We start from the raw sequence: 25,817 nt of genomic DNA on the forward strand, positions 1-25,817 counted from the left end.
TTTAAATCCCGCTGGCGCTTGCTAGTGGGATTTTTTATATTGGGCTAAAAATTACTATGTACAAACCTGTAGAAGATATCCTACCGCTGAACGAGCCAAGTGGACGAGTAAAGGCTTATCTAGACTTATGCGCAGATGGCATCGAAGCGGTTGTAAGCTATGGAACACATGTTTTGAAATGGGAATTAGAAAATTTGCCGAAAACAGAGGCTGACACTGTAGCGCCGGTTTTACTTCGGCACTTGATCGAAATACTTGATAGTATTGGGGCTTGTTACCGAAACTCAATGATTGGCCCAAGTAAAATACTAGCTCGTTCAGCATTAGAGACATCATTCTCTTTGCACTATCTACTTAAAGAGGATACCGAGAGAAGAGCTCTTTGTTTTAAGGTAACTGAGTTATTTAGGAAGCTTGCTGTTACTGAGTCTTATGAGCCAGGTACCGAGAGGTTTAAGCAGCTCAAAACAACCTTCAAAAATCACGCCCGTTTAGTGCCCGATCTTCCAGAATCCCCATTTGTTGTAAAAGAGATAAATGCAATACAGAAAGAAATCGATCTGCCTATATACGACGAGGTGAGATCAGAGTATTTACGAGTGAAGAATAGCAAGAAGGGAAATGAGATAAAATGGTATTCTCTGTTCAGTAAAAATGGAAGTATCGTTGACTTGGCAACTGTTCTTAATAAGTACGATTTTTACCATGTTTTATATAAGCCATATTCAGAGGCAACTCATGCTAGTAGGCTATCCAGTGAGGCTTTTTTACCTGATGAAAATGGGAATGCTGCGTTATCCCAGATACGAAGTCCAAAGTCAGCGCGCGACCATATAATCTTTTTGTTTCATATGGCTATTGAAGCTTACCATGCAATGATTGACAAGCGAATTCCTAGTAAAAAGCATGAGCATACAGCTTGGGCACTTTGGTTTATCCATAATTATGCAGATAGAATACATAAATTAAACCGCTTAGTGAAAGATCTATAAGGTCTAATTCAATACTTTGGTATAGTATTAAAAGGCTCAAATTGTAGCAAATAAATATGATAAATCCCGTAGATACGTTATTCCCAAAAAAGATAGAGGATGAGAAAACTAGGGAGGCTCTAGAGGAATACTCTAAAATCCTGCATGAGATGGTTTGCATGGGGACACACCTTCTTGAAGGTAGTTTATTAAAAACTAAAGGAGTATATGAAGAATATGTCGCCCCATTATTATTTAAAAGAATACTTGAAATTATAGACTCAATTTCAATTCTTGTAAAAGAAGGATCTATTAGATCATGTGAGATTTTACTTCGTAGTTTTGTAGAGACTGGTTTTTCGCTCGAGTTTTTATTGGAGCAAAATGTAGATTATAGATCTAAATGCTATGTAGTTGTTGATATTTACAGCAAAATATCTAGGTTGAAAAAAGAGCTACAACAACACCCAGATACAGCAAATGCTAATTTGAATTACAAGAATAATTCATTTTTATACAATGATACTCCAGAGCTGTTTGACAAAGAAAAATCCAAGGAATTGTTAAAGTATTACGAAGAGAAACTATTAGAGCCAGGCTATGATGAGATTAATAAAATATATCTTATAAAGTGCAGTAATAAGCCATACTCAGGTAAGGTAAAATGGTACTACTTAGATTCAAATGTTAACAACTTATCGCAGTTGGCAATTCAACTAAAGAAATTTGATATGTATGACCTAATATATAGACAATATTCAAGTCCAACCCATGGTGATGATATATTAAATCACGACTTACGTTTATCCGAAGGTAATATACATGTTGCCCCATTACGAAATTATGCTACCGCTCCATATACTGCTAATTTCGTATTGACTTTGGGGATTTTGTATTTTGATCTTTTCATGGCAAGTGGGCTGTGTAGGCCCATAAACTATTATAACAGGTGGAAACAACTGTTTATACCTAATAGTATTCAAAAGCTAAGTCAAGGAGTGCGATAAATTGAGATAGTACAAATTTCCTAAGTCGTTTTCAAGATCGTTTTATCCATATTCAAATTACGAGGCTTCTGTGGTTGCTTGTAACGAGCAGACAAGGGGTAAAGGCGGTTTGCGGACGATTAAAGTATGAAGTTGGCGAACTTTACGGTTTAGTTGCTGGTATTGCAGATAAATTGTTTTTTAGAAAGTTTAATTATAGGTTAAATAGTTTGAAAACACCGTTAGCTTTGCTAGCGGGATTTTTTGTTTTTGGGTCCTTAGTAATAATATCCTTTATAAGCTGATCCCGTATGTTGTTTAAATGACCCAATAATGTTTGTAATTCTGTTGATTTGTTAGCGTCACTTCCTCTATATTGATTTTCTAGCTCATTTCGCTCTTCAAAATCATCGGGATCACAATGCGCTTTTTCAATGACACCACTTGCATGATGGAACATTTGAGTTTCAATTGAGTATGCCTTTATTACAAATTCCCTTAGGAGCTTACGTGAATCTTCGCTGAGATAAAAAGCAGCAGCGTGAACTCTATGGTTGACCTCATTAAAATTGGTATATTTTAGTAGATTATTATTTAGCGAACCCCTGTATGCGTAGCCTTCTTTATAGCTTGGAAAATTTGGCTTTAGATTATAATTGTCACGGATATAGCTATAATATTGGAAGGTAGACTCATAAAGTTTTTCAAGTTTTTCAAGTTTTCGCTCAATGTATTTTGTGTAAAAAATATTGTCTCTACCAAGATCAGCTTTGACGTTCTCGATTGTTGTATTTAAACTTCTATTGAAAATATAATTAAAGAGGACTACGGATATGGCGGAAATGATTGGAGCAACTACTGGCCAGTTTATTGTTGAAAAATCCATGTTGATAGTGATCTGCTTCTTGAGCTCATTAATAATTTAATTTTAAACCAAAGTCAAAATAATTAAGTAAAAGAACCGACTGTTGAGCCGGTTCTTTTACAAGTTTACTTATCAGCTTTTAGAAAATAATTCCAAGAGAATCTATTTCAGTAACAGATAGGTCATCCAGATACATAATATCAGCATACAATTCTCCGAGAAGAGTCAACTGCATTTGATTCGTTACAATGTATTTGATTGAAGGGACCATAATATTATCACCCCTCATCATTAAGCCTAAATTTAACAAATCTAAGTAGTCTTGCAGTATTAGTTGTATATTGATGGGTATCTGCTGTTGGCTATAATCTTGCTCTGAAAGATTGTAGCCATTTAACTGATTTAACTTATTCTTACGTACTAAAGCAAGAATACACAACTTTCTATAAGATAAAGTTTCAGCAGTGATCAGTATTTGATTAGCATCTTCAGGTACTATATTTTGTTGAAATATAGTACTCTCAAATATCTTTGAAATAAACTTTATCTTTTTCTCTTCATAGGCATCCTTGCATTTCAAGAGAACTCCTTCAAACAGTTCTTCAGCTTTACTTCTTTTAAGTTCATCAGGAGCAAAAAAATTATCATTTCGAACCTGATCACCGCGGCCTAATCGATCATTTATTCCAGAAAGCACATAAGTTGCAGAGACAGCAACTCTTATTTTTTCTCTATCCGATAGAAATCTTTCCGCTACTTCTGCAACTACTTTCGCTGTCACAACTCCAGCTGCTCCACCACCAACAGCGCCAGCTACTCCACCTAATAATCCGATTGCACCCCCTACTACTCCACCTGCGATTTCTCCTCCCTGCTTAACAAACTTTATCAGTGATTCCTTGTCCATATTTCGTATGAAATTTGTTGAATAATAATTATACGACAATTATTTGAAAGTTTTATTCACAGCAATCGTAACAACAAAATCCTACTTCTCCTCAATCCGCGCCACAACTTCAGCACGTTGCGGATTTTCATTCCGATTCCACCAGAGAGCTGGCTAGAGCAAAAAGCAACAAATTCACGCTCACTTTTTCCCTGATAATGCGCTTCCATGCCAGCGAAAGCAGGTAGGAGGTAGGTAACGGACTCGTCTAAAGTGACGGGTAATTTTTGATTCGATTGATTCATGGGGAAAATAGATTTATTGACTCATTAAAGTTTCGTACATCTCTTTTTGCTCATTGAAGGACAGGCTAGAAAATGTTCCTGATAAACCCAGGACACAATAGCCTTCTTCAATTCCAAATTGCCCACCGGGAAGCAGGTAGCAAACTTCCTTGATAAGCCATTCATCATCCTCGTATTGATTTTGATCTGGATTCCATTTAGCTAGTATCAAGTAATCTCCAAGTTGAAAGTTGCGGTCATTTTTACGAACCTCGAAGGGTTTCCAGCCAAGAGCTATTTCATCGAAATATTTTGGTAAAGTCTTCAGTAAATGCGTTTTCTTAGGCATGGCTAGTACTATACAAGTGTGTTTTTAGGGTTTTTTTGGACCCATGAACTGATATAAAGTCCTGTCAGGCTGGCAAATGCGCCGAATAATTTGGGGCCAATATTGATATTCAGAATTGACGTGTAAAATGCCAGAATAAGGAAGAGTACATATAAAGTAAGTAAGGCCAGAAGTTTGTGTCTGTCGCTCTCGGGCCATTTCATAGCCCACCATTTATTGTCAGCCAAGAAGCTATTTTGTAGGCTCTCAATAATTTGCTTTATATCTGCAATTGCCTGTAAATAGTTGACAGTAATACTCCAAAGCAGCACTACATGGTAGATAATGGTTATAGCTACTAAAAAGTGTTTTCTGAAATTTTTCATTTTTGTATTTCGAAGTTTAATCAGGTTCGTTGTGATGGTTGGGCCCGTTAACGATTGCCCGAATGACTAGGTAGGTGGCAATCATAGCAAAATGAGGAGATAAGCCATGCAGGTAGGAGCAAGCCCCGTCCGGATAGACGGGGCGTTGATTTGTTACGAAAGTGGCGTTAGCAAATACAGTTGCTCATTTCCTGCGGGAATCGGCTGATCGTTTACCAGCAGCTTTAACGTATCCTGATCGCTATTGAAACCTTTGAGCAAGGCATCAACCATTTTTAGAGAGCCAAATTTGAACGTGCTTTTTTGCTTTGGAATTGGCTGAAAATCGTGTACACCGGAAGACTTCGCGATAAACCACTGTCCAGAACTAGGATGCTCGTAAAAGGCAACTTTGCCATCTGAATTCAACTGGAGATAATCCATTAATCCTTTAGAAAGAAAAATAGTCCCTTTCTTTCGCGACACAGCAATCGTTAATCCTAATTCCTTACCAAATGACTGCTTATCATACCGTACCAACTCATCCAGCTGTAGGCAGGTCGATTTCGCTTCCAGAGCAGTTACAACTTCCTCCTTTGGTGCATCAGAAAAGTCGTCTTTCCGCTGCGGCTCTGGAATCGCTTCGTTGATTGGATAATTGACTTTTAATTCAACCTTGCCCCCTAGCATTGTTGGTAGTTCAAGCGCATCATTTTTCGTTGGCTTCTTAGCTGGCCGCTTTTTGGTAATGGCCATTTGAGCCTGCACATCGTCGGCTGTAATCGACTCTAAAGTTGGCAGCTTTCTTAGGTATTGATGCCGTTCTGACCCCTTGGTCAAGTCACGCTCAACCGCATCCAGATCCCGCAGCGCCGTCAGAAAATTTGGCTCGACGTTATTCGCCGTGCAGAATTCAGCTACGTGGACAACTCGGTGAGTCATTATCGACAAGGTGCTGCGCAGGGCAACTAACGCACTTTCAAGGCTGCTGTTTTTAGTCTCTACAGCTGATTGTTCTAAAACGTCAGTGTTCATGATTTGGGATTATTTATCGTTTTTGGAAATTTTTATTACACTTTCTGCCGCATCGGCGGTCCGAAATTTTTTGCTCGTTTTTGGCAAGAATTGATCCGCTACGCTACTTTCAAAGGCTGAGTGCGGAAGTCGGACAGGTTAAGGAAAAAGCCCCGGTTCTCGGTCATGCCGTTGCGGAATAAGGACCAAAGCAGACTACTGCCCATGTTGGCCAGCGTCGAGTTGATGAACAGGTCCTGCTTTTCCAGGGCTTCCGCCAGTGAGCAGCTGGGGGTATTGGTTGTAGCTTCCCCCTTGGCTAGCTCTTCGCCGTATAAGTCCGTGACAAAAGGTAAAGACCCGACCGGCCTGTACTTTTTGGATTTGGGTTGTTTGAGAGTCCCAACCGTAGCCAGGATGACCTGACCGGTAAACTGATCATTACCAAAATCCAGCCAGTACTTGGGGCAGTCCCGATGATATTCCCCGTACTGCCGAACAGCTGATCTTAGCGTCTTGGCGATGTCTAAACGCGCGGAAACCGTGTCGACGCAGGAAATGGTCAGACTGGCTCCGGCTATTCGCTTGGGAGTATATTTACTAATGTTGGCTTTCCAGTTGGTGCCAAAAAACCGATTCGTGCGATTGATCAGGGCTACGGCCTTGGCCAGGCCTAACTCACTTTTGGCAAAAAGCTGACGGCCAAGGTTGGCGCCGGTGATCACATCATCATCCCATACGGTCACCTGAAAGCCGGGATGCCCCAGTTCGTACATGGATAAATTCATCCGGGCCAGGGCCGTCAGTACCTGCGAACCCGTGCCGCCAGCGCCAATTAGATTCACTGTGATGGGATTCGGCGGAGCCAGCATCGTGGCGGGCAAATAATGAACCGGTGTTTTCATATGTCAAGCAGGGATGAGAGTTTGACGCTCGACGCAACGAGCGCGTTCAGGGGGAAAGGCTTATCGGTACTGATCAGCTCATTCCAGAGCGGCACAATCGGAATCGACAGCGGATTGGTATTATTGAGGTGCGAAAAGTAGGAGTTGAAAAAGTGCGACTGCCAGAGTTGAATGAAGTCCTCCAGCGAACAGTCAGCGGGAATGCGGGGGACGGCGGTCCCCATACAGACGAGTCCCTGCGCGCTAATGTTGAAGAAGGGGGCATTGTAAAGCTTGCTCTTCAGGGTTGGGCGTTTCTTGTCTTTCAAGGCAAACACCTCCAGCAGATTCCGGCTGGCTCTGAACAAGAGAGCGGGGGTATTAGCTTTACCGCTGGGAATACCCAGATCTGTCTGGAAGAATAATTCCTGCTCTCCGGCGGGGAGGTACCAAATAACCTGTCCTGCCGAATACCGAATCGACAGCACCGATTCGGGCAACAAGCCGCTCGACTCCAGGTATACTTGGCGCTTTTCTTTGGTGGTGACCAGTTTTCGGGCCAGTGCCCGGCCTTCCACTTCAGTTAGCGGGTGGGCATTGATGGGCTGACCTTTGTCGGAAATGTCGTAGGATTCCACGTACACCGAATCGGTCCGGTAACTATCCTGCTTTTTGAAAAACACCAGGGCCTTAACCGGCACGTAAGTATTTTGACTAAAGAGATGAGTGATGTTGCGCATCGTCGGGTTTTGTTAGGAGGTTTTCTAATGCCAGCAGATAATCGTAGAGGTCCAGGATACTTTCGAATAATCCCTGCTCGAAGTCCACCGATAGATCGATGGTTTGCTGCGGCTCGTTAAAGAGCTGCCAGGCCTTGGGCATGTTTTGCTGAAGGTTTTCGGAGAGATCACAATCCAGCGATTGGATGGCGTAATCGTAAATGACGCCTTGATCCTCGTAAACAAACGAGAGGTACTTGTCCAGGTCAATCATGCCCCCGCCATCTGGAGCTTCCAGTTCTTCGATAAAAGCATCCCATTTGACGCTGGGTAGAATCGAGCGATCGGGATACTCCTGATACATGCGATAAAACCGCTGGGCTACCTGCTTCAGTTGCTTATCTAGGGATGAAGACGCCGCCAGGCTCTGAATGCGTTTGCCGAAGTTTTTCAGGTGAACGGGCTTTCTAAAATGATCGAAACAGGCTTTTCCGTTGGCCATATCGGTTTTGATCATCGCCAGGTAACCCATGGCTTCATCTTCATCCATGTCGCTGCCAAATGCCGGGTCGGACTGCTCTTCCAGCCAGTCGTATTGACTGCCGATAAACGTGCCTTCATCCGTAAACCGGGGGATATCAACCACCTCGCTGAGGTAGGAGAAAATGCTATCCAGTACATCCAGATGCTGCTTATAGCCGCCTTCAATGATGGGAAGATTGTCAATCAGGGTCTTACTGAATTTTACTTTCCAGTACGTCTCCAGAGGAATGTAATACAGCGTCGGGCCAGTAGCGTATTCCCGGTAGGTAGCCAAACAGCATTCGGCAATAGGTCCGCTTATCTCCATTGCTACTAGCGTCAGATTGATGTCAGGATCGATATTGTGCAGCGCCTTTTCAGCCAAGGCCAACGATTGCTCAATGTTGCCGGGAAACGGCTTCTGGCTGGTCAGGAGTTGGTAAGGCAATTCATACAAGTCAGCCAGGTGCTTTAGTGACCGAAAAAAATGCTGTTGTACGATCCGGTGATTGGTGAAATGCCGTCCGTCGATGAACTGAATCGGCTCGAACTGGCATCTCAGAAAGGCATCGGGAGCTGGTCGACGGGCAGCGATGCCGCCGGGTTTCTGAGAACGTTTGCCGTGTCGGGTATTTCGGGCAGGCTTCCCCAAAACGAATTGATGTGCGCGTGATAAGACCATTGCTCGTGATTGATAATTCGGGTGGAAGGGGGTACGACCGTTGCCGTACCCCGTTTAGCTTTTTGCTTCATGATTAGCCTTTGGTGCCCATGACTGTCTCGAATTTGTACTCGAGTTGATCGTTGTCGAATTTGGGTTCGGAAATCTTGGCCGTAATCAGTTCGGGATACGTGTTGGCGTAGAAGTTCAGTACAGCCTGGGGGCTCATTCCTGGATCTGGATCTGTCAGATCAAGCGTTTGGCCTTTATTGATAAATTTGAATTTGCGTTCGAGTTGGGTGGCAAGTAAGGGCATGGCTTAAGCGTTTAAAAGTTGGGAAATGGGATTCTCCTGGTTCAGGAGCGTGATTAGCTCGGTTTTGCGTTTGGTGAGGATCTCCGCATGTTCGGGTTCGGGGTAATCCGCCGCGTTGGGCAGTTTAGCGATGGCCTCCCGGTACTTCTTTTCGGTGGCCAATGCGTCAGACTTCTGCATGGCGGCATCATAAGCGGCTTTTTTGGGATCGATTGCTGGTTTTTCGGGAGCTGGCTTTTCAGCAGCTGGTTTCTCTACGACCGGCTTTTCGGTTGGTTTTTCTTCCACTTTCTCCGCTGGCTTATCAGCGGGTTTAGCTTTGGTCTTATCTTTATCCATAGCCGATTGCTTTTTGGCATCATCGGTTTGCTTCAGCCAGGCTTCCATGTCCACCATCAGGCCGTTGGCCTGTTTGATGGGACCGTCGATGGTAGTGAAAAAGCCTTCATCCAATTCTTCCGGAGTGCCTCGGAGAATGAGCGGCGGGATAGACTTTCGCGCATTATCGCCGCATTTTTCGTTATTGAGCAGTACACTGACCACTTGAGACTGCGCAGAGGTGGAGGTTACCACGATCTTCAGATCGCCAGTAAGGCCCATTTGATGGATTCGTTGAAAGAAATTCATGAATAGGATTGGGTAATTAAGCGTTGGAAATGTCTTGGGGCATGAAAAGGATTCGGCGCTTCTCTTCGTTGGATTGAAGCAAAACAGCGCGGCGGTTGGTAACGGTAATGGACTGGCGCTCGCCCTCGAAGAATTTGAGCGATGTTTCGAATTTGATGGGTTCCAAGCCGAAGGGCTTGACCTGGCTAGCCTGCTTCCGATCTTCCTGACCAGCTTCTTCGACCGTCAAACCTTCTTCAAATTGATAATCGCTAAAAGCACCTTTCAGGGTCACTTCGTCAAGGCCGGGGTAAAAACCGATGAAATCGGTCCCTTGATGAGGAATTGTTTTGATGCGACGGATCGAGGCGACTAGTTCGCGACGGTCTACGGTATACGTTGCTCCATCGTCACCCCACAAATCTTCAAATTTAGGCCGGTCTGCTTCGACGCGTTGAATCTGAATGGCGGCTCCGGGAAACCAAAGGGTGAGCCAGCTTTCTCCCAGAGACAGTTCCAGCTTATCGTCGTAATTGGCCAGCTTCAGTACGTCTGAAAGCGCTGTTACACCCCAATAAGGCACAATGAACTGATGCAATCCTTTCAGCTCTGAATCGTGATCAATGATTTCCTCCGCGATGAAACGACCGTCGAAGCCAATCAACCCGATGGAGGTAGGGAGTACGTCAAACCAGATACCCGATTGAGCCGGGAAAAACTCAGGTTCGTTTTTGCAGAAGGAGAGCAATTTTCTGAGTGGTCCGGCCAGACTGGAGGCAATAGGAACCTTGGTACCATGATCCGTCTTTGGTGTCGGGTAATCCTTGCCGGCAAAGGCGGGAAAAGTAACAAAATTCCATTTGGCTCCGAGCTGGTAATGCACCGTCAGCTTTTTGTCCGCGACTTCCAGCCGGATCGGCTGAGTGGGCAGGGTGGATAGAAAACTAGACAGGGGTTTGATCTGCGGACAGATGGACCATTCTCCTTCGACGGGTGCAACCTGAATGGTGAGCAGGCAGGGCTGCGATCCAGCGGTGGCCATGAGCATTCCCTGAATGATTTCCAGACGAACGGCGGTGTAAGCGGGAACCAGCGACTTTTCATTGACGTGAGCGGCCAGTGTGAGTAACACGTCGCGCAGACGTCCAGCATCGACAACAGTTGGATTCATGATTGAATAGGGATTATAAGTTGAGATAGTCGTTAATGGCGACAATGAATTCGTTGAGTTCGTAGCAGATGACTACCTGATAGCCTTGCTCCAGTAGTTCCTCGACTCGTTTTTTCTGCTCCGGACTGGAATAGTTCTTCTTACCGGTGGCATACTTGACTTTCATTTCGATAAAAAGTCCGTGAAAGCGTCCACGGGGCAGGGCCAGTTGCAGATCGGGAACGCCCGGCAATACGCCTTCCATTTTCAGTTTGGCCGCTACTACCTTGTTGCGGTGGCCACCGTTGGGAATCGCAAAGAGCAGGTTTTCAAGCGGTTTATACTGCGTGCGAAACCAATGGACGCAGGCGATTTGCAGGCCGGATTCGGGTTCTGCCTTCTTTTTTCGCTGCTTGGGTCCCTTCTGAGGCACGTAGCCAAGCTGCCGGACGTGAGCCAGGTATTCTTCCCGGTCCATCATGCCGCAGCGGGTTCAGAAGCCCTTTTTTTGAAATCAATCTCCAGCTGGTTGATGCCCACGCTTTCGTGGCCAGCCTCCCGCAGATCCTCCATGCGCTGTTTGAAATCGTTTTGCCAATCTTCACTGGCCGGGTTCCAGACGCCGAGGATGGCGGATTTCGTAGCGCCGTCGATGGTAAAGCCGATCAGCGAATTTTTCAGATACGCCTCTACGCGTTTTTGGGCATCGGCTACATCACTGGCGGCCACCAGGTGGTGTAAGGTGCGCTTTTTGTCTCCAATCTCTTCCACCACCTTAACCTTGTAAAAGTCACCACCGGCGAAGGTGTCATAGACGGCACTGAATTTAGCATTGTCACTGATGGAGTAATCGAAGTCTTTAACCCGGCCTTCGAGGATTGTGTATAACTGCGCTTCCACTTCGGCGTACGTAATGGCCTCGTGCAGGAAGACCTCCGTGCGGGTAATGCGCTTCATGTCATCACCCAGCGCCCCGTATTTGATTTTTGATTGGTACCACATAGGATTCGTGAGTTGAAGGTTAGCGGCGGCGGCTTTTGGCTGTTTTGGGGAATTGGATCAGGTTAAACATTTGCACCATGCGGTCATAAACGCGTTCGCCGTACGCTTTTTCCAGTTGCTCAATCTCTCCGTTTGTGGTCAGGTGTGTGAGTGGCCCTCGACAGTGCCGGTAGCGATCTTCCAGAATGCGCTCCATGACGTTGAGCGTTTTTCCGTAATGCTTCCCATCCGCTTCGTTCCCGAGGTCATCAAAACAATACCCTAGTGTTTTATGGCCGTAGTGCCTGCCGGGATCATTGACAATGAGTCTGTTTGAATACCGGTCAATGACCTCTACGCCGTCTTTTTCGAATTCACGTTCAATCTGGGTGCAGGGGATGACTAAGAACGGCTGGTAAGGATTATGGGCGAATAGCTCCATCAGAACCGTTTTGCCAACACCCCGATTGCCAAAAAGGAGCAAACCCTTGTTGAGCGAAAGCTTCGCGTTAGGCGTTCCAAGTAGGGAAGGGCCTTCTGTTTCAAAGGATTCTAAACCCATGAAATAAGCCGATAGAGCCACGTAAATGCCTGTGTTATCCTTATCGTAGGCAAATGGGTCGCGCCAGAATTCGCGCTGTGCCAATGCTTGGGCCCGTTTAGAAACTTCATCCAGCAGCTTTTCTGGGGTTTCCGGTACGTAAGTGAGCTGCGCAACTTTTGCCGCATGCTTTTCCCGCTCAATACGTGTGTTTTTTTGTTTCTGAGCCTCTTTGAGTAAAACAGGGATGCCGGTTTCAAGCGCCAGTTGCTCTTCTTCCTGGGTGAGTGTTGGCCAGGCCTCCGAAGGGTACACCGAACCAGCGGGAATCTCGATCTCAAACCGACGGCTAGGTGTTGAATCCGTGGTTGCTCCCGAACCCGCGGCCATCGCTTGGTTGAATCCGGCTGCTAGGCCTGCGATGGGTTTCGGATTTTGTAGTTTTTCCATTGCGGTCAATGATTTCGTCGTTAAAAGTTTTATCAATCAGGTAATTCAGCGGGTGTGGCCGGAAACGCTTGTTTGGGTTAGCGGCCACAAAGGGCGGCGTGTGCTGCATGGCCTGCGTTCGCTCCTCATCCGTCAGCTCGATCCAGTGTCTTCGGCAAACGTGCTCCCTGACTTTGGAATCGTAGGCTGTCCACCAGTCCGTGAAAGGGACGTTCACCAGGTCAGCGTTGCTTGGTATGTTTGGATCAAGTCGCTGCGGCTTTTCCAGTTTCGGCGGGGGAGGAGGTACCTGCTCTGGCGGCGGATCTTCGGTGACTGGCTCTGAATTTTCACTCGACACGGATGTCGAGTGAATGGGGGGGCGCGCGCAACTGGGGGGGCAATCGACGACGTCAAACTCGGCAGTTGGGTCGCTGATATAATTCATATAAGCCAGATCACTCGTCAGCGTTACACGCACTCTCCCTTTTAGAGAGTTTTGAAAAGAAGGTTTTAAAGAGTTTTCATTCCTTATATAGCTAGGCTCATTTTGAGCCGATGATAGGCTCATTTTGGTCCTAGTACTAGGCTCATTTTGGTCTGATGGTAGGCTCATTTTGAGCTTAGTGCTAGGCTCATTTTGGTCCGACCGTCGGCTCATTTTGGTCCTATGGCTAGGCTCATTTTGGTCCCATACTAGGCTCATTTTGAGCCGATCAAATTCCTTTTCATCGTAGTAGGAAGCAATCACCTCGGGATGTGCACAAATGATTCGCTCATTGGCCGTACCGGTCAGGATATTGCTACGTACCAGATCCTCTTTCTCGAGTTCCACCAGCAAGCGCTTAATGGTGCTAACTGGTATTTTCAAAGCGATAGACATCTCTGGATTTGAGTCCCGGCACAGCCCATCATTAATGGATGCACGGTAGCACACCAGCGCCAGTAACAGCCGGGCACTGGTAGTAATTCCCAAGTCAAGAATTGTCCTGTCAATCCACAATCCTTTCATTTCAAAATAGAGCTAGTAGTACGCGAATCATTGGCCATATCCAGCCCATGAAGAGAAAGCCGACAGCGATTGTAAGGGCAATGGCCAGGATAGGGAGCGCGTATAAAGCCCGCTCCGGGTTTTTGTCGATCGGTGATGTCATTACGGTAGAGGATTAGTTCAGTTTATATCCGAGCTTGTGCAGCAGCCAGAAACTTCCGATTAGTCCGATCCAGAACAGGATCATCATGACTGAGTAGCCAATGAGTTCAGAGCGCTTCATGCCGCTTGCCGGTTAGGAGTGGAAAACAGTTGCGCCACGGGTGTTGTAGCGGCCTTCCCGCTTAATCCTCCGAGTTGCTGGTCGATCATAAGCAGGATGTCGCCGTAGGTCAAAAAGGACTCTGAACCGGCGTACTGCTTCAGGAGCGATACGGGAACGTGGTAGGTGGCTACGGGTCGGCTAATGTTGCTTCGGGTCAGATGCAATTCCAGTTCCACCATCTCGACTTTCAGGATGTGCGATACTTGATCGTCTGCTTCCCGGTGGTCCAGGGTGATCTGGAATACCTGCGAATCAAGCAGTGCATTAATGCCCCGCTCAGCCCGGCCTTCGAAATTGCCATCGCAGGTTGCTTCAATGCGGATGCATTCGCCGTTATAACCCGCTTCGTCTTTTTGGTAGGTGAGCAGGTCAAATAAGTCCAGTTGCAGAATTGCTTTGTGTGTTAGTCGCATGATTTAGACAATAGTTTTCCCGGAAGCCCGGACCGCCAAGTGGCAGCCACGGGACTTGTACTCACCGCACACCGGCCTATGAGAGCCGGACTTCCGGGAAGGTTAGAAGATTGAATTAGTAGCTATACATCAGGGATCGTTCGGTGTCCAGGCTCATGGCGTCCTGATTGGCCTGCCATTCCCGGTGTTCCATTTCGGTTTGGAGTTGCGTCAGGATGCTCTGAAGGGATTCAGCAGGGCCAACCGGCCAGTCGAAAGACTCGCACTCATCGAGTAGCGGGTAAGTGATTTTCAGGGTGTTCTCGTCGGAGAAATCAGCTGTGCCACCGGTAATACATTCGCAATTATCCAGAAAGATTAGTGTGTCTTCGAGATAGCCTTTGTCTACCTGTCGGTTGAGATCATTGATCGTTGTGGTTGAGAAATTCATACTTAAGCAGTGGTTTTAATCTTAGAGATATTGCTTGGTTGGGTATTTACACTGCTTTTGCGGAGGGAAAGTGAGATAGAAAATCCTCTAACTCATCAGCATGAATCCGTACTCCACGATCGACAACGCCTTTCGCTGGTTTCAAGAAGATGCGCCTGTTGCTATCGATTGATGGACGACCTTTATAAATCCAGTTCTTGACCGTATCCACCGAGAAGCTGGTGAGGAAAGCAACCTCCGAGATGTCGAAGAGTAGCTTTTGCCGAACCGATGACAAGCGAGTCAGCTCCTTAATTTCGGCCAGTTCTTTGGTAATAGTTTCGGTTAGGCGTTCGAAGTCGGCAACCGTAATAGGGGATAAATTCATAGTTTTGCGGTGATTTAAATTTTTAGAGATACTGCTTACAGGGCTCGGCACGTTGACCGGGCTTTTGTTTTTAGAGATATTACCGTTGAGGTCTTGTATGCCGGGCAACCGGCACCTCTGATTTGGTCTTTTCGCCCCGGATGTGGGCTAGTAGTTCCGCCTCAAAGAAGTACAGCCGGTTATGGCGCTTAAAATGCGGAATCTTATCAATGCTGCTATAAAGCGTACTCTTGGAGATACCGAGGAAAACGGCGGCAGCATCGGGCCCAATGGGTTTCGGGTTGAAGGCCTGCGCAGTCTGCCCGGCAGGTTTTAGGCTTTCGACTGCCTGACGCACCGCTTCGGTGATCATCTGGCTCAGGTCTTCGGGCGTAGTGACGATCAGGTTCATGGCTATTGTAGATTTTGCTGTTTGCGGTTTTTGACCAGAGCCGTAGCCACGGAGCGGGAGGCGTGATTGCAGGCCAGTTCACACTGCGCATTGCCGTACAAGCCCTGAGATTCAATGGCGGATGTAGCCAGCAATTCGGCCAGATTCACCGCGGCCAGTTCAACGGCATTCATGTTGTCCCGGATATTGACCTTCTCACTGAGGCCTTTCCGAAGCCGAACCACGGCGGTTGACCCACCGTACAAAGGGGTGTAGATGGCGTTGGTGCAAGCCCGAAACCCGTTGTTTTTGACGCCGTGACCGCCAAGGGTGCGGGTGAAGTTGTTACGAGTCGCTACCGCCTGCAACCGGCCTTCGATCCAGCTGGCATCTTTGCCTAGCCGCTGGTAGCGGTTGGCTTTTTTGCTCAGGTTGGCCGATTGGCGTTGCAGTCGTTTTTCACAATTCAGGAAGTATTCCCGAACCTGCTCGCCTTTCTCCGATTGAGCCATCATTGCCAGGCGCTTGGCAAAGTCCAGTGTTAGGGCATAATCGACCGATTTGTTACCGTTCGACATGATGTCGAACCCTACCCAGTCTTCGTTTTCCCGGGCAAAGGGATTGCGAGCAATGTTCTTTTTCGACCAGCGAGCCCACTGGCTGCGGTTGAATTCGAGGAACTCATAAAGCTCCCGGGCCGAGACGACCTGCGCACCTTGCGCGTTGACGGATACGTTGACCAGATCTTTCATGATCTATACGGTTGCGGGTTCTTGATAGGGTTTATAGTCCTCCATCCATTCGCACTCTTGCTCTGTGACGGTATATAGGCCGCACCGTTTTTTTCGAAAGGTTTCAGCGCTAATTCGGTGGTATTTGCAGAATGCTATAATTGCATCTGGGCGCAAGCTCGGTGAGACCCGCTTGTAGGCTTTTTTTAACCGTTCGCTCAAACCATCGGCCTTTTTTTTCTCCTGTGCTAATGCCGTGTTCATTTTGTGGTTAATTTGTGCTGTTATTGTGCTGGCAAATATGCGCAAACTTCTCAAAATGTGCAATAATTGTGAGATAATTATTTCTCTTTTTGTGAAGTATTTTTATAAATACTTGATTTTCAATGAATGTTAATGCTAGTAAGATAAGGGGTAGGATGAGGGAAATGGGTCTAAGCCAAGAAGAATTGGCTGATAAGATCAGTATTAGTAGGCGTACCTTGAATACAATATTGCAAACTGGGAAAATTAGTAAGGCCGATACTCTCTCAAAAATTGCACATGTGCTACAGTTGCGAGAAGACGAGTTTTTGATCGAAGAGGGGCCAGTAGTCACTACTGGTAATATACGTTCATTTGATACTAACGTCGGTGAACACATACACGCATTACCTTTGATAAGTATTCGTGGGGCCGCATCCATTGTGGATAAAAGCATGGATGGTTTTCAATTGAAATTTATTGAAGAGACGTACCCGGTTTACCTGCCAGAAGGGTTGGGTCGACAAAAGTTTGTTGTCGTTGAGGTGGACGGTGACAGTATGGAGCCGCAAATTCGAGATCGATCAAAAGTTTTGACGCTCCCGATACCTATGGAAGATATAAAATATGAAAGTGGGGGCGTGTATGCTATTTTTTTTGCTAATCGATTTGTCGTCAAGCGCATTAAAACGAACGACATAAACACAACTGGCTTTTTGACGCTACACAGTGACAATGAGCAATATGGCGCGATCACAATCCCAGCTGATGAAATTAGAGCAATGCTGAAAGTTGCCCATGTTGTATTTTCTGGTGTACGCTAATATCTAATTAATCCATTTAGTTATTCATGAAGAAACTGTTACTGTTTCTGCTGCTATCGTTTCCTGCTCTTGCACAAGAAGCTTTTGATGTTCGTAAGACACGATGGGGGATGGCAAAGGCGGAAGTGATGAGCTCTGAGTTGTCAAAACCCAGTTCTGACAGTACTTGGTTTATAACTTACAAAGATGTTGAACTGGGTCGTTTCAGGGCAAACATTGATTATTTCTTTCAAAACGATCAGCTTGCTACAGTCAGAATGCGGCTTATGCGCCAGTCTCTGCCCAAGGAGAAAATGCTCACCGAAGATTTTGAGGCACTTCTTGATGTCTTAAAAGCAAAATATGGTAAGCCAAAGTACTCAACAACACCCACTAAATTTGCGAGTAATGGCTTTGCTGGATGGGAAACTGATCGCACATTTATCAAAATGGGTTATAAGGTGGAGACAGCCGAGATGGCAAAGTTCCATTATTATTTGATTTACCACCCCAATAAAGATATTAAACCAAAAGCTGAAAATCCTGCTGACTTCTAATTACAAATCAATCCTAAATCCTTAGAAAACTATGCAAACCAATCCCAATTCTACCTACCCAATTCTGGGAGCCTATCTGATCGAAAGCATCAGCGATAACTTTAAAAGATTCCTTACCAAGGGCGGCCAAATAGCAGAGAATATTAAAGATTTAGTTGAAAGAGGCGATTTTGAAGAAATACTCACTGATTCAAAACTTCGTAGGTTCCGTAATTTAAACCCGAAGTTTATCGAGAATATGCGAGCCGATAATGAGACTTGGTTGTTTGTTGTCGATGCAAGCGGAAGCATAACCTCTCTTCAATTTATTTAGCAGTACCCTTTAAATGATTACCTAGATTTATGAGGAAAGCGAAGTGGCTGATTTATACAGTATTGATAGGTTTGATACCCTTTTTCGTTCGTCTCCTCTTTTTCATAGGATTTAAAAATCTATCACCTGTATATCTACTAAACGAGATAGATTTTGCCGCTTTCGGTTTGGTGCTGTACGTGACTAATCTAAACGAGCTTCAGGAGAACTATACAGGTTCACAGGACTGGAAAAACATAAACATCGGGTTGTGCATATTCGCTCTGGTGATATATTCAATCGTACTGGCGGTAGCTTATTTCACGGAAATTGACACCAAAGAGCTGTACACTAACCGCTTAAAGATAAAATATTGTTCATTAGTGCTCAGTGCACTATCTTTAGTCTATAGTTACTTTATTTGTGGCGTATTGACCGATCAAAAGGCATGATCCTCAGAAACTTGGATAACATAATTATTGGGCTAACTGCTATTGCAGTTATAGCAATTATAGTCGTGTCCATTAAGAACTACAGAGACGCCAAGATACGCAAAGAGCACTACGAAGCTTTCTTAAAAAGAAGAGAACAACGTAGACGCGACTTTGAATGAAATCAATTAAATCCTTCATATACCTTGATAACGATAAAATGTATTCAATATCCTCCCAAATATTTGAGGGGTTAACAGAATACATTATTGCTTCTTCCGAAAAAAGCTTTAACCAGACAGATTATCAGGAGGGCTCAAAAAAGAGTGGCCACTTGCTCGCAGATATTCTAAAAAAGTCTGCAATGCTTGAAGAAAAAAAGTTTTTGCACGATTTTGCCTTCAACCTTTTCGAAGAGGCCTTGATCAAAGAAGGCAAGGTCTTAGAGCTGAACGCTGATAATATTCAAGAAGAAATTCATAAAATAGAGGATGTAAACTTTGTAAAAATACGAGGGCGGGTTGGTTTTAATGATACAAGTATAGTTGAGTCAACACTTAGAAATTTTAATAGCTTAGGTTATGCTATTGGGTATATAACGCAAGATGATAAGTTTAAAAATGATTTAAATAATCTCGAAAATACGGTCAAAAATATTAAAGATCGGAACAAAAAAGCAAAAGCCACTGAACTGCTAAAAAATAGAGATTATTTAAGAAAAGTACTCTCTGAAATAGGCTTGTTGCAAGATCAGACTAACTTGGACCAAATGGCCTATATTGTAAACTATGGTTACAATGGGCAATTTGAAATTCAAATGCCTTTCAGTAATGATTTGGAGCATTATTTATTTTCTGGCATTCTGAGACGGGCTATGCTCAAAGAAAGCGAACAAGAACTTCTTCATAAATACTCGAGAACAACGGAAAAAGAATTTGTGCTATTTGGAGTACCCACTCGGACCGCCAAAACCGTTGAGCGCCTGCAAATGTATAGAGAGTCTACAGATGATCAAGGTGAAAAAGATGGCGAGAGTGGTTCAAACGACAAACCTAAAATTAAAGAAGGAGTAATGGGTATCGTTTCAGCGCTTACAAATCTTGAAAATTTGTTCATAGGTAAGTTAGACTATGAGTATGTTATTGATCCAATTGCCGTATACCGGGAATTATGATATCTAGCGCGGGTGACTGTGAATAGAATAATTATACACTCACTGGATAGAGGCCTTTCATGATACTTGTAATACTCTTTTAACTAGCTTGTGTAAACAATAAAGCTAAGCTAGAACGGACGCAATAAGCAAAGCCGAACTGCTGAGCAGTAAAACAGCTAAGGTTAAAGCACCTTTTCGAGCTAGTCCGTCAGGTGAGTCATTGGTCATAGTGCCACGGAAGACGAATACACCAGTCAAAGCATCCAATAAACCTATTGTTATGATAATCGCGCTCATTTTATATGTACGAACTTGAAGTTACTTACGAAGGGCAGGGATTTAACGACCTGCCTAATATAATCCGACAGCAAATAGAATTAATATATACGCGCCATATAGAATCCTTTGCTGAAGAGATAAATGCACACGGTGGCAAGGTTGTTTTTAGCGTTTCCGATGATTATGAAAGCCTAGACATAAAGTTCATTGACCTTCCAGATAAGTTAGTTGACCGGATAATGGAAACTTTAGACCAATAGTAACTTTTAATTCAACAATCTCTTTTGCGAGCTTCTGCGCTTCTTGTAGATGAAAGGCTAATTGTTCAGATTTACTCTGAAGCTGATCAAGTCCTGTAGAGTCAATTTGCAATGTTACGGTCCTCTCCATTGTAGTTGTTGTTTTTACTCACCAAGATAACTAACATTTCAATAAGTGACGAAATATCCCGAAACCGCCCAACGCATCAATCAATTCATTGCTACAACCGGCAAGAGCCAGGCCGAGATAGCTCGAATGGCTAAACTGAACGCAGCTACTATTTCCCGGATTTCCAAAGGGGATCAGGTTCTCGGTAAGCACGTTATTGCAGCGCTGTCCAGTGCATTTCCGGTGAATCCCGCCTGGCTGGAAGAGGGAGAGGGCAATATGCTGTTGCCTCTTCCAGACAAGCCCAAAACGGTAGCAAAAACCGCCATTTCGGTGGAAGAGAATTTGCAGCAGGGGGATATTGTGCAGATCCGTTCAGGTGGCCCGGCTATGACAGTCATAAGCTTGGAAGTAGAAGGGTTAAAGTGCATCTGGTTTTCGACAGCCAATGAACTGCAAACTGCTCTTTTTCCAGAGTTTGTTCTGATGAAAGTTATTTAAGAGCAATAGGTATTTAGAGGTTGATATTAACCTCGAAAATTTAAAGATTCTATAATTGTTAAGGGTATCTCAAGCTTGATGCTAAGGTTATTGGAAATAGGTATTTCATTGGGATCTACTTCAACATAGCTATCATCTAACTCAATACTAAAATTGTCAATCAAAAAATTAAGTGGAGTTGCTTCTTGGGTAATATGATCTCTGATTTGTGAGTACTCTTCTGGAGTTATGTATTTCAAATAGTACTTTTTTTCATGGTTAAATTGTACTTTGAAGGAGACTGGAGTCCAAATTCCCCAAATTCTTATTTTTAAATTAGGATCATTCAACTCAAGATTGGGTGTAACAGAAAAGTCTATATTGTTCGCGGAAAGGATATGATTAATATAATCAACTAAGCTTGTAGATGATCGTCCTTCATCTAGACTAACTTCCTTGATGGCTTCCCCAATGGCTGCTGAAATGTTTGTGTGTGTTTCTTTTTCAAGTCTATCATACATTTCTGGAATTGGTATAAGTTGCAAATTAACATTAGCTGACTTACCCTGTTTTTGAATATATATTACGGGGATTTTTTTTTCCACATGCCATTGGGAAGAATTAACGTCCTCTACAGACCAAAGCTCAATTCCAAGCTTCTGGGCATACTGATGTATTGTTCTTGTAAATCCTCCAGAACAAATCAGGAACCCTTTAGATGCTCCGACATCCTGCATAACTGATGACAATTCACCAACTTTATTAATATCAGCTCGTCGAGTGTAATCTTTGCATTGTACTAAGTATAAAATATCTACTCCACTTACTTGCCCTTTTATTGATATATCTATTTGGCGCCTAACACCGCTTTGTGTTCCCACAATATTATCGTCTAAAGTAACTTCTAGTTCCGGGAATAAACCTGTTAGTTTATTGAAGACAAACTCTTCATACTCTTTACCTGGGTTTGACATATTCATTAAGGCATTTATCATTAAGTTTTCTTTTTACTCATTTCTTATAATAGCGATTTAAGGTATTTCTTTTTCTTCTCATCCCCAAAGCTGCCGAGGTAGGATTCCGTTGTCTTTAGGTTGGTATGGCCCAAGGCCTGCGAAATAAAGGCAACCGGCGCTTCCGATTGCAAAAGGATTGTAGCAAAGGAGTGCCGCGCCTCGTAGGTGTTTACATCGGCCTGAATACCCACGGCTTCGGCAATCCGGTTGACATATTTATTCGTCATCTTGATCACCTGGTGAATGACCGTCTTTTGTTGCCGGGCATCCATGGCATCATTGATGAAGGGAAACACAAAATCATTCGGTGATCGGGTGGGGGTGCACCAGCGCTCAATGATGGACTCGGTTTCAGGAAACAGATCGACGGAGATCTGCGTCTGGTTGCCTTTTCGGGACCGGCGCGTTTTCTCCCGGACAAACGTAATGGTACCGGCCTGCTGATCGATGGCTTTCCAGCGCAGGCGGCAAATGTCGGCTACATTCATCCCGTTACTCAAATAAGAGAAAATCCACAAATCCCGGCCACGCTGCTCCATTCCTTCGGCGCACGAGTAATTAATGATCTTCAGTACTTCTTCTTTGCTGAGAGCTTTCTTGGCGTTTTGACCGGCGGGAATGGTGTACCCTTTTTTGGAAAACGGGTAATCTTCCATTTTTGCCAATCCTTTTTCGATAGCTTGATTGTATAAGGTTCGCAGCGTCCGTAGGTAAATGCCCACCGTCGTCAGCGTTGCCGGTCCCGGTTTGCCACCAGGCTTGCGGGATGCTTTGCCGTACTTCAGCATCCATTTTTCGTAGGCACCAAGAAAAGCGGGTGTGATATGCCGATAGGTCAGCACTTCTTCGGAACCTAGCAGGGCTTTGCGATCGCTGGCCGAAATGCTTTTTAAAAACCGCTCCAGAGAACTGGCCGTGGTCAGGTTGCCATCCGCCGTACTGATCCGGTCTTCTTTGTTCATCCTGGTGGCCATCTCGCGCAAAGCGGCAATCACATCAACAACGTTCGACGGCTCTTGCTGTTCTTTGTAAAAAGCCTCCAGAAAGGAATCAAGCGCAAATGGTTGTAGTTTCTCACACAGGTCTTCGGCCTTCTGTAGGTGGGGCTCCAGCCGGGCATACAGCAGCTTGATATCTTCCGCTGTCCGGGCGGATTTAGTCTGGTGATATTTATCTAACTTTTCGTAGCTTGCCGGGGAAATAATCACGCCTTCTTTGATGGGGAAGGAAAAGCGGCGCTGCTGCCTTTGAAAGGTAACGCGCATCTGAACCGACACCATTCCGTCTTTGGCAGGGCGGGTAGTAAGCTTAATGGTCGCTTGGTTGATGTTCATTGTCTGGCCTACAAATGTGCCTACAAGTTAACCAAACTCCGGCAAACAGGCAAAACCAGAAGCAAAGTGTTATATTTGTAAAGTGTTGGTAATAAGAGTCTTAATAAGGAGTGATAAATAGAAACAATAATAGTGGCAAATCTGGCTCTACGACTCATAATCAGGTGGTCGCAGGTTCGAGCCCTGCTGGGCCCACTTCATAATCAGGCACTTAGCAGAAATGTTAAGTGCTTTTTTGTTTTAGCTCGCTCACATTAAGACAGGTAATAAGTAGGATAGGGGGCTGTCAGGTGTATTTTACGGTTTCCAAAAGACTATATTATATGAACGCGTATGACTTTGTAATCGCCGAACTCAAGGCGAAGTAACCTGCTCCACTGGACAAAGATGAACTCTATGACAGGGGCCACCCAGAAAGCGAAGTGAACGAGGCAATCCGGGTGGGGAGGCATGGCTATTTCTTTGATCGGTCTTTGTTGTTCTTTCGGGAGTGGCACTTCATACACAAGGCCTGCCAGTTGGTCTGATCCCAGGGGTCAGCACCTTTGTTGATCGGCACAACATGGTCGGTGACTCCCTTACCTCCGCCCGGCGTTACGTCGGCAAGAACCCTTTTCTTCAGGCAGTGAGCACAAAACGGGTTATCCCTTCGGAATTGAGCAGACAAGCGCTTCCATTTCTCCGTGGAGTAGATATGCCGATTCGGGGAGGATCGGCCCTGGTTGGGCTCAGGGGAGGCTTGGCACCGGAAGATTTCTCCCAGGGACGCTTGATTTTGTTAACGGTTGGCATGAGACGGTAGGTACAACTGCTTATAAAACAAAGTTATTAGAAAGCTCAATATTTACCCATATTCGTAACTTAAGGTTATAATAAAAAGTCCCTGGTAGCTCAACCACCAGGGACCTCCACTTTACAAAAAATAGTAAAACCTTAAGGCAAATTAGACTGGGTAATGGTGGCCGTGTTACCAGTACCATCTTGACGGACATTTGAGGTATTAATGTCACCTAATTGGCTAATAATGCCACTATTACTAAGGCCTAGTTGCTCTATTGTTACTGAATTGCCATCACCTGCCTGGGTAATCTGAACCAGGCTACTTTCGGCGTTGGTAAAGAAAACTCCTTGGTATACAAAAGCAGAATTTTGATCCCCGGATTGATCAACACTAACGGTGTTGTCAGTGGATGTGCCAGTGACTCCCTGGACTATATAAGCAAGATTTTGATCCCCAGATTGATCAACGATGGTTGTGTTTCCGATAGAAATGGTGTTCAATCCCCCGCCGCTCACTCCCCTTCCCTGGGATACTTCAGCAACGTTCCCGTTACCCGACTGATCAAAGATAGCCGTATTGCCCGTGCCAATAGCAGCGACTGCCTGATTTATAGTAGCCGTGTTTTGGTCCCCGGACTGATTAATGATAGCCGTATTATCTGCCGAAACGCCAATAATACACTGGAATAGAATGGCCGTGTTTTGATCCCCGGATTGATCAATGATAGCCGTATTGTTCATGACATCGTCCCCAATACCAGTCGACTGGGATAAGGTAGCGCTATTATAATTGCCCGACTGATCAATATTAGCAGTGCTGTTAGATAAAATGGAAGGGCTATAAGGATTATAAGCTCCCTGGGATAGAGAAGCGCCGTTATTATCACCTGACTGATCAACACTAGCTGTGCTGTTAGTGAGACGGCCATAACTGCCCTGATTGGATTGAACATAATTCCCGCTACCCGACTGATCAATACTGGCTGTATTGCCCGTGGCAGTGCCATAATCGCCCTGGAATAGATAAGCGAAGTTTTGATCTCCAGATTGATCAATGCTGGCTGTATTGCCCGTGGCAGTGCCAAAATTGGCCTGATCGAATAGAACATAGTTCCCGCTACCCGACTGATTAATACTGGCTGTATTGTCCGTGGCATTACCATCCTGCCCTTGAGCTAGCGTGGCCGTATTGTCATCACCTAGTTGATCAATATACGCCTGGTTGGTAGTCCCAAACTGGTATACATCGGCGGTATTGCCCTGAACCGGGTTAGCGGAAGTACCCTGATTGATGGTTGTCTCATTCTGGCTCCCCCGCTGAGTGGTGATGATTTGATTACTAGCCCCGGTCTGCGAGAGGGTAGCCCTTAGCTCAGTTCCGCTCTGATCCAGAGTAGCCGTGTTGGTCTGCCCGTAGCTAGCCGCCGATAAGGCTAAAAGGGCAGCTCCCGAAAGTAAAATTCGTTTCATAAAAAGGGATGTGGACTAGGTATCGTTCTGTGTTTTGTTAGCCGTAAATATAGACGATTTACCCACGGGCTCTACGGGCTAGCATACGATTCGTTGTCAATGACTTATATTGATAGGTAAGCGCCTCTTTTTTGGCAGGGAATGTTCCCTTCGCTTGTTTTTTGTCAGTGCTCTATAGACGGGTAGGCTACCTTGTTACTATGCTTATAAGACAAAAAAATCCCTGAACAGATAAATGCTCAGGGATTCCGTACCACCGTACTTAGTAGTATAAAAGCTATTGTTACGAAGATACGAAAGGATACAGTAGGGTAGGGAAAGGTTTATTGAGCGGCGTAGGGGGTGGGTAGGCTTAATAATCAAGTGAAAGCTAAACTAATCAATAAGCTACCAGAATATCTTTCCACTTTATTGATAGCAACGGCTCAGCCACTTTTGCTTCATTAGCCAAGTCTTATCAGGGGTTATGGGT

Annotated in this window: 34 protein-coding genes; 8 read left to right on the forward strand and 26 right to left on the reverse strand. The window is 45.0% G+C overall.

The genetic code is table 11. From position 1 onward, the window contains the following. Positions 1–56: 56 nt before the first annotated feature. Both L0Y31_RS12530 and L0Y31_RS12535 read left to right on the forward strand, forming a co-directional pair. A complete protein-coding gene (locus L0Y31_RS12530) occupies positions 57–992 on the forward strand; it encodes a DUF5677 domain-containing protein (RefSeq protein ID WP_234733412.1) in 936 nt (311 codons plus the stop codon). Positions 993–1,048: 56 nt separating this feature from the next. Further along, complete coding sequence (locus L0Y31_RS12535) at positions 1,049–1,978, forward strand: DUF5677 domain-containing protein (protein ID WP_234733413.1); 930 nt, start codon at positions 1,049–1,051, stop codon at positions 1,976–1,978. A 193-nt stretch (positions 1,979–2,171) separates the two neighbouring features. On the opposite strand, the gene L0Y31_RS12540 is transcribed toward L0Y31_RS12535, so the two are convergent. From L0Y31_RS12540 to L0Y31_RS12645, 22 genes are all read right to left on the reverse strand, one after another. Continuing rightward, positions 2,172–2,843, reverse strand: a complete 672-nt coding sequence (locus tag L0Y31_RS12540; protein ID WP_234733414.1) for a hypothetical protein — start codon at positions 2,841–2,843, stop codon at positions 2,172–2,174. 118 nt (positions 2,844–2,961) lie between these two features. Beyond that, the gene (locus L0Y31_RS12545) at positions 2,962–3,729 is read right to left on the reverse strand and encodes a hypothetical protein (RefSeq protein ID WP_234733415.1); all 768 of its coding nucleotides are present in this window, start codon (positions 3,727–3,729) and stop codon (positions 2,962–2,964) included. A gap of 56 nt (positions 3,730–3,785) precedes the next feature. Next, positions 3,786–4,013: a hypothetical protein gene (locus tag L0Y31_RS12550; RefSeq protein WP_234733416.1), complete on the reverse strand. Its 228-nt coding sequence runs from the start codon at positions 4,011–4,013 to the stop codon at positions 3,786–3,788. A 13-nt stretch (positions 4,014–4,026) separates the two neighbouring features. Continuing rightward, positions 4,027–4,341, reverse strand: coding sequence for an ASCH/PUA domain-containing protein (locus tag L0Y31_RS12555; protein ID WP_234733417.1), 315 nt, complete (start codon positions 4,339–4,341; stop codon positions 4,027–4,029). An 8-nt stretch (positions 4,342–4,349) separates the two neighbouring features. Next, positions 4,350–4,706 carry a hypothetical protein gene (locus tag L0Y31_RS12560; protein WP_234733418.1) on the reverse strand — a complete coding sequence of 119 codons (357 nt, stop codon included), beginning with the start codon at positions 4,704–4,706 and terminating at the stop codon, positions 4,350–4,352. Between the two features lie 153 nt (positions 4,707–4,859). After that, positions 4,860–5,720, reverse strand: a complete 861-nt coding sequence (locus tag L0Y31_RS12565; RefSeq protein WP_234733419.1) for a hypothetical protein — start codon at positions 5,718–5,720, stop codon at positions 4,860–4,862. 98 nt (positions 5,721–5,818) lie between these two features. Then, entirely contained in the window at positions 5,819–6,604 is a 786-nt protein-coding gene (locus tag L0Y31_RS12570; protein WP_234733420.1) for a PRTRC system ThiF family protein, read from the reverse strand. Then, positions 6,601–7,323: a prokaryotic E2 ligase family D protein gene (locus tag L0Y31_RS12575; protein ID WP_234733421.1), complete on the reverse strand. Its 723-nt coding sequence runs from the start codon at positions 7,321–7,323 to the stop codon at positions 6,601–6,603. The genes L0Y31_RS12570 and L0Y31_RS12575 overlap by 4 nt, the downstream gene beginning before the upstream one ends. After that, positions 7,298–8,506: a hypothetical protein gene (locus L0Y31_RS12580; protein ID WP_234733422.1), complete on the reverse strand. Its 1,209-nt coding sequence runs from the start codon at positions 8,504–8,506 to the stop codon at positions 7,298–7,300. Before L0Y31_RS12580 ends, L0Y31_RS12575 begins: the two co-directional genes overlap by 26 nt. A 73-nt stretch (positions 8,507–8,579) precedes the next feature. Beyond that, a complete protein-coding gene (locus tag L0Y31_RS12585) occupies positions 8,580–8,801 on the reverse strand; it encodes a PRTRC system protein C (protein WP_234733423.1) in 222 nt (73 codons plus the stop codon). 3 nt (positions 8,802–8,804) lie between these two features. Beyond that, complete coding sequence (locus L0Y31_RS12590; protein WP_255772814.1) at positions 8,805–9,428, reverse strand: PRTRC system protein E; 624 nt, start codon at positions 9,426–9,428, stop codon at positions 8,805–8,807. Positions 9,429–9,444: 16 nt separating this feature from the next. After that, complete coding sequence (locus tag L0Y31_RS12595; protein ID WP_234733424.1) at positions 9,445–10,578, reverse strand: hypothetical protein; 1,134 nt, start codon at positions 10,576–10,578, stop codon at positions 9,445–9,447. A 13-nt stretch (positions 10,579–10,591) separates the two neighbouring features. Beyond that, positions 10,592–11,038 (reverse strand): VRR-NUC domain-containing protein, encoded by a 447-nt coding sequence (locus L0Y31_RS12600; RefSeq protein WP_234733425.1) that lies wholly within the window; start codon positions 11,036–11,038, stop codon positions 10,592–10,594. Further along, positions 11,035–11,559, reverse strand: coding sequence for a DUF4494 family protein (locus tag L0Y31_RS12605; RefSeq protein WP_234733426.1), 525 nt, complete (start codon positions 11,557–11,559; stop codon positions 11,035–11,037). Before L0Y31_RS12605 ends, L0Y31_RS12600 begins: the two co-directional genes overlap by 4 nt. A gap of 19 nt (positions 11,560–11,578) precedes the next feature. Next, positions 11,579–12,529: a P-loop NTPase family protein gene (locus tag L0Y31_RS12610; RefSeq protein ID WP_234733427.1), complete on the reverse strand. Its 951-nt coding sequence runs from the start codon at positions 12,527–12,529 to the stop codon at positions 11,579–11,581. Beyond that, on the reverse strand, positions 12,429–13,520 hold the full coding sequence (locus L0Y31_RS12615) for a hypothetical protein (protein ID WP_234733428.1): 1,092 nt from the start codon (positions 13,518–13,520) through the stop codon (positions 12,429–12,431). Before L0Y31_RS12615 ends, L0Y31_RS12610 begins: the two co-directional genes overlap by 101 nt. 1 nt (position 13,521) lies before the next feature. Continuing rightward, positions 13,522–13,662 (reverse strand): hypothetical protein, encoded by a 141-nt coding sequence (locus L0Y31_RS12620; protein ID WP_234733429.1) that lies wholly within the window; start codon positions 13,660–13,662, stop codon positions 13,522–13,524. A 116-nt stretch (positions 13,663–13,778) separates the two neighbouring features. Further along, positions 13,779–14,237, reverse strand: a complete 459-nt coding sequence (locus L0Y31_RS12625) for a hypothetical protein (protein ID WP_234733430.1) — start codon at positions 14,235–14,237, stop codon at positions 13,779–13,781. A gap of 115 nt (positions 14,238–14,352) precedes the next feature. Next, positions 14,353–14,667, reverse strand: coding sequence for a hypothetical protein (locus L0Y31_RS12630; protein ID WP_234733431.1), 315 nt, complete (start codon positions 14,665–14,667; stop codon positions 14,353–14,355). Between the two features lie 46 nt (positions 14,668–14,713). Beyond that, entirely contained in the window at positions 14,714–15,034 is a 321-nt protein-coding gene (locus tag L0Y31_RS12635) for a helix-turn-helix domain-containing protein (protein ID WP_234733432.1), read from the reverse strand. A 79-nt stretch (positions 15,035–15,113) separates the two neighbouring features. Next, entirely contained in the window at positions 15,114–15,425 is a 312-nt protein-coding gene (locus L0Y31_RS12640) for a helix-turn-helix domain-containing protein (RefSeq protein WP_234733433.1), read from the reverse strand. A gap of 2 nt (positions 15,426–15,427) precedes the next feature. Next, positions 15,428–16,156 carry an antA/AntB antirepressor family protein gene (locus L0Y31_RS12645; RefSeq protein WP_234733434.1) on the reverse strand — a complete coding sequence of 243 codons (729 nt, stop codon included), beginning with the start codon at positions 16,154–16,156 and terminating at the stop codon, positions 15,428–15,430. Between the two features lie 365 nt (positions 16,157–16,521). On the opposite strand from L0Y31_RS12645, the gene L0Y31_RS12650 reads away from it, so the two are divergent. From L0Y31_RS12650 to L0Y31_RS12675, 6 genes are all read left to right on the forward strand, one after another. Beyond that, positions 16,522–17,202 carry an XRE family transcriptional regulator gene (locus tag L0Y31_RS12650; protein ID WP_234733435.1) on the forward strand — a complete coding sequence of 227 codons (681 nt, stop codon included), beginning with the start codon at positions 16,522–16,524 and terminating at the stop codon, positions 17,200–17,202. A gap of 26 nt (positions 17,203–17,228) precedes the next feature. Continuing rightward, a complete protein-coding gene (locus tag L0Y31_RS12655) occupies positions 17,229–17,738 on the forward strand; it encodes a hypothetical protein (RefSeq protein ID WP_234733436.1) in 510 nt (169 codons plus the stop codon). Between the two features lie 31 nt (positions 17,739–17,769). Further along, on the forward strand, positions 17,770–18,051 hold the full coding sequence (locus L0Y31_RS12660) for a hypothetical protein (protein WP_234733437.1): 282 nt from the start codon (positions 17,770–17,772) through the stop codon (positions 18,049–18,051). A gap of 588 nt (positions 18,052–18,639) precedes the next feature. Continuing rightward, positions 18,640–19,635, forward strand: coding sequence for a DUF6414 family protein (locus L0Y31_RS12665; protein ID WP_234733438.1), 996 nt, complete (start codon positions 18,640–18,642; stop codon positions 19,633–19,635). A gap of 284 nt (positions 19,636–19,919) precedes the next feature. Beyond that, positions 19,920–20,156 carry a hypothetical protein gene (locus L0Y31_RS12670; RefSeq protein WP_234733439.1) on the forward strand — a complete coding sequence of 79 codons (237 nt, stop codon included), beginning with the start codon at positions 19,920–19,922 and terminating at the stop codon, positions 20,154–20,156. A gap of 175 nt (positions 20,157–20,331) precedes the next feature. Beyond that, complete coding sequence (locus tag L0Y31_RS12675; RefSeq protein ID WP_234733440.1) at positions 20,332–20,766, forward strand: DUF2158 domain-containing protein; 435 nt, start codon at positions 20,332–20,334, stop codon at positions 20,764–20,766. A gap of 26 nt (positions 20,767–20,792) precedes the next feature. Here the strand turns inward: L0Y31_RS12675 and L0Y31_RS12680 are convergent, their stop codons facing one another. The 4 genes from L0Y31_RS12680 to L0Y31_RS12695 form a co-directional block, all read right to left on the reverse strand. Continuing rightward, on the reverse strand, positions 20,793–21,740 hold the full coding sequence (locus L0Y31_RS12680) for a restriction endonuclease (protein WP_234733441.1): 948 nt from the start codon (positions 21,738–21,740) through the stop codon (positions 20,793–20,795). A gap of 23 nt (positions 21,741–21,763) precedes the next feature. Next, a complete protein-coding gene (locus tag L0Y31_RS12685) occupies positions 21,764–23,095 on the reverse strand; it encodes a tyrosine-type recombinase/integrase (protein ID WP_234733442.1) in 1,332 nt (443 codons plus the stop codon). Between the two features lie 454 nt (positions 23,096–23,549). Next, positions 23,550–23,654, reverse strand: coding sequence for an HNH endonuclease (locus L0Y31_RS21060; RefSeq protein WP_407084034.1), 105 nt, complete (start codon positions 23,652–23,654; stop codon positions 23,550–23,552). Positions 23,655–24,028: 374 nt separating this feature from the next. Further along, a complete protein-coding gene (locus L0Y31_RS12695) occupies positions 24,029–25,345 on the reverse strand; it encodes a hypothetical protein (RefSeq protein ID WP_234733444.1) in 1,317 nt (438 codons plus the stop codon). Positions 25,346–25,817 lie beyond the last annotated feature (472 nt).

It is taken from the genome of Tellurirhabdus bombi (assembly GCF_021484805.1).
In the GTDB taxonomy this organism is placed as follows: domain Bacteria; phylum Bacteroidota; class Bacteroidia; order Cytophagales; family Spirosomataceae; genus Tellurirhabdus; species Tellurirhabdus bombi.

Bases quoted from the DNA above. Each gene is read 5' to 3' on its own strand.
- L0Y31_RS12530 (WP_234733412.1), top strand. From the start codon at position 57: ATGTACAAACCTGTAGAAGATATCCTACCGCTGAACGAGCCAAGTGGA.
- L0Y31_RS12535 (WP_234733413.1), top strand. From the start codon at position 1,049: ATGATAAATCCCGTAGATACGTTATTCCCAAAAAAGATAGAGGATGAG.
- L0Y31_RS12540 (WP_234733414.1), bottom strand. From the start codon at position 2,843: ATGGATTTTTCAACAATAAACTGGCCAGTAGTTGCTCCAATCATTTCC.
- L0Y31_RS12545 (WP_234733415.1), bottom strand. From the start codon at position 3,729: ATGGACAAGGAATCACTGATAAAGTTTGTTAAGCAGGGAGGAGAAATC.
- L0Y31_RS12550 (WP_234733416.1), bottom strand. From the start codon at position 4,013: ATGAATCAATCGAATCAAAAATTACCCGTCACTTTAGACGAGTCCGTT.
- L0Y31_RS12555 (WP_234733417.1), bottom strand. From the start codon at position 4,341: ATGCCTAAGAAAACGCATTTACTGAAGACTTTACCAAAATATTTCGAT.
- L0Y31_RS12560 (WP_234733418.1), bottom strand. From the start codon at position 4,706: ATGAAAAATTTCAGAAAACACTTTTTAGTAGCTATAACCATTATCTAC.
- L0Y31_RS12565 (WP_234733419.1), bottom strand. From the start codon at position 5,720: ATGAACACTGACGTTTTAGAACAATCAGCTGTAGAGACTAAAAACAGC.
- L0Y31_RS12570 (WP_234733420.1), bottom strand. From the start codon at position 6,604: ATGAAAACACCGGTTCATTATTTGCCCGCCACGATGCTGGCTCCGCCG.
- L0Y31_RS12575 (WP_234733421.1), bottom strand. From the start codon at position 7,323: ATGCGCAACATCACTCATCTCTTTAGTCAAAATACTTACGTGCCGGTT.
- L0Y31_RS12580 (WP_234733422.1), bottom strand. From the start codon at position 8,506: ATGGTCTTATCACGCGCACATCAATTCGTTTTGGGGAAGCCTGCCCGA.
- L0Y31_RS12585 (WP_234733423.1), bottom strand. From the start codon at position 8,801: ATGCCCTTACTTGCCACCCAACTCGAACGCAAATTCAAATTTATCAAT.
- L0Y31_RS12590 (WP_255772814.1), bottom strand. From the start codon at position 9,428: ATGAATTTCTTTCAACGAATCCATCAAATGGGCCTTACTGGCGATCTG.
- L0Y31_RS12595 (WP_234733424.1), bottom strand. From the start codon at position 10,578: ATGAATCCAACTGTTGTCGATGCTGGACGTCTGCGCGACGTGTTACTC.
- L0Y31_RS12600 (WP_234733425.1), bottom strand. From the start codon at position 11,038: ATGATGGACCGGGAAGAATACCTGGCTCACGTCCGGCAGCTTGGCTAC.
- L0Y31_RS12605 (WP_234733426.1), bottom strand. From the start codon at position 11,559: ATGTGGTACCAATCAAAAATCAAATACGGGGCGCTGGGTGATGACATG.
- L0Y31_RS12610 (WP_234733427.1), bottom strand. From the start codon at position 12,529: ATGGAAAAACTACAAAATCCGAAACCCATCGCAGGCCTAGCAGCCGGA.
- L0Y31_RS12615 (WP_234733428.1), bottom strand. From the start codon at position 13,520: ATGAAAGGATTGTGGATTGACAGGACAATTCTTGACTTGGGAATTACT.
- L0Y31_RS12620 (WP_234733429.1), bottom strand. From the start codon at position 13,662: ATGACATCACCGATCGACAAAAACCCGGAGCGGGCTTTATACGCGCTC.
- L0Y31_RS12625 (WP_234733430.1), bottom strand. From the start codon at position 14,237: ATGCGACTAACACACAAAGCAATTCTGCAACTGGACTTATTTGACCTG.
- L0Y31_RS12630 (WP_234733431.1), bottom strand. From the start codon at position 14,667: ATGAATTTCTCAACCACAACGATCAATGATCTCAACCGACAGGTAGAC.
- L0Y31_RS12635 (WP_234733432.1), bottom strand. From the start codon at position 15,034: ATGAATTTATCCCCTATTACGGTTGCCGACTTCGAACGCCTAACCGAA.
- L0Y31_RS12640 (WP_234733433.1), bottom strand. From the start codon at position 15,425: ATGAACCTGATCGTCACTACGCCCGAAGACCTGAGCCAGATGATCACC.
- L0Y31_RS12645 (WP_234733434.1), bottom strand. From the start codon at position 16,156: ATGAAAGATCTGGTCAACGTATCCGTCAACGCGCAAGGTGCGCAGGTC.
- L0Y31_RS12650 (WP_234733435.1), top strand. From the start codon at position 16,522: ATGAATGTTAATGCTAGTAAGATAAGGGGTAGGATGAGGGAAATGGGT.
- L0Y31_RS12655 (WP_234733436.1), top strand. From the start codon at position 17,229: ATGAAGAAACTGTTACTGTTTCTGCTGCTATCGTTTCCTGCTCTTGCA.
- L0Y31_RS12660 (WP_234733437.1), top strand. From the start codon at position 17,770: ATGCAAACCAATCCCAATTCTACCTACCCAATTCTGGGAGCCTATCTG.
- L0Y31_RS12665 (WP_234733438.1), top strand. From the start codon at position 18,640: ATGAAATCAATTAAATCCTTCATATACCTTGATAACGATAAAATGTAT.
- L0Y31_RS12670 (WP_234733439.1), top strand. From the start codon at position 19,920: ATGTACGAACTTGAAGTTACTTACGAAGGGCAGGGATTTAACGACCTG.
- L0Y31_RS12680 (WP_234733441.1), bottom strand. From the start codon at position 21,740: ATGATAAATGCCTTAATGAATATGTCAAACCCAGGTAAAGAGTATGAA.
- L0Y31_RS12685 (WP_234733442.1), bottom strand. From the start codon at position 23,095: ATGAACATCAACCAAGCGACCATTAAGCTTACTACCCGCCCTGCCAAA.
- L0Y31_RS12695 (WP_234733444.1), bottom strand. From the start codon at position 25,345: ATGAAACGAATTTTACTTTCGGGAGCTGCCCTTTTAGCCTTATCGGCG.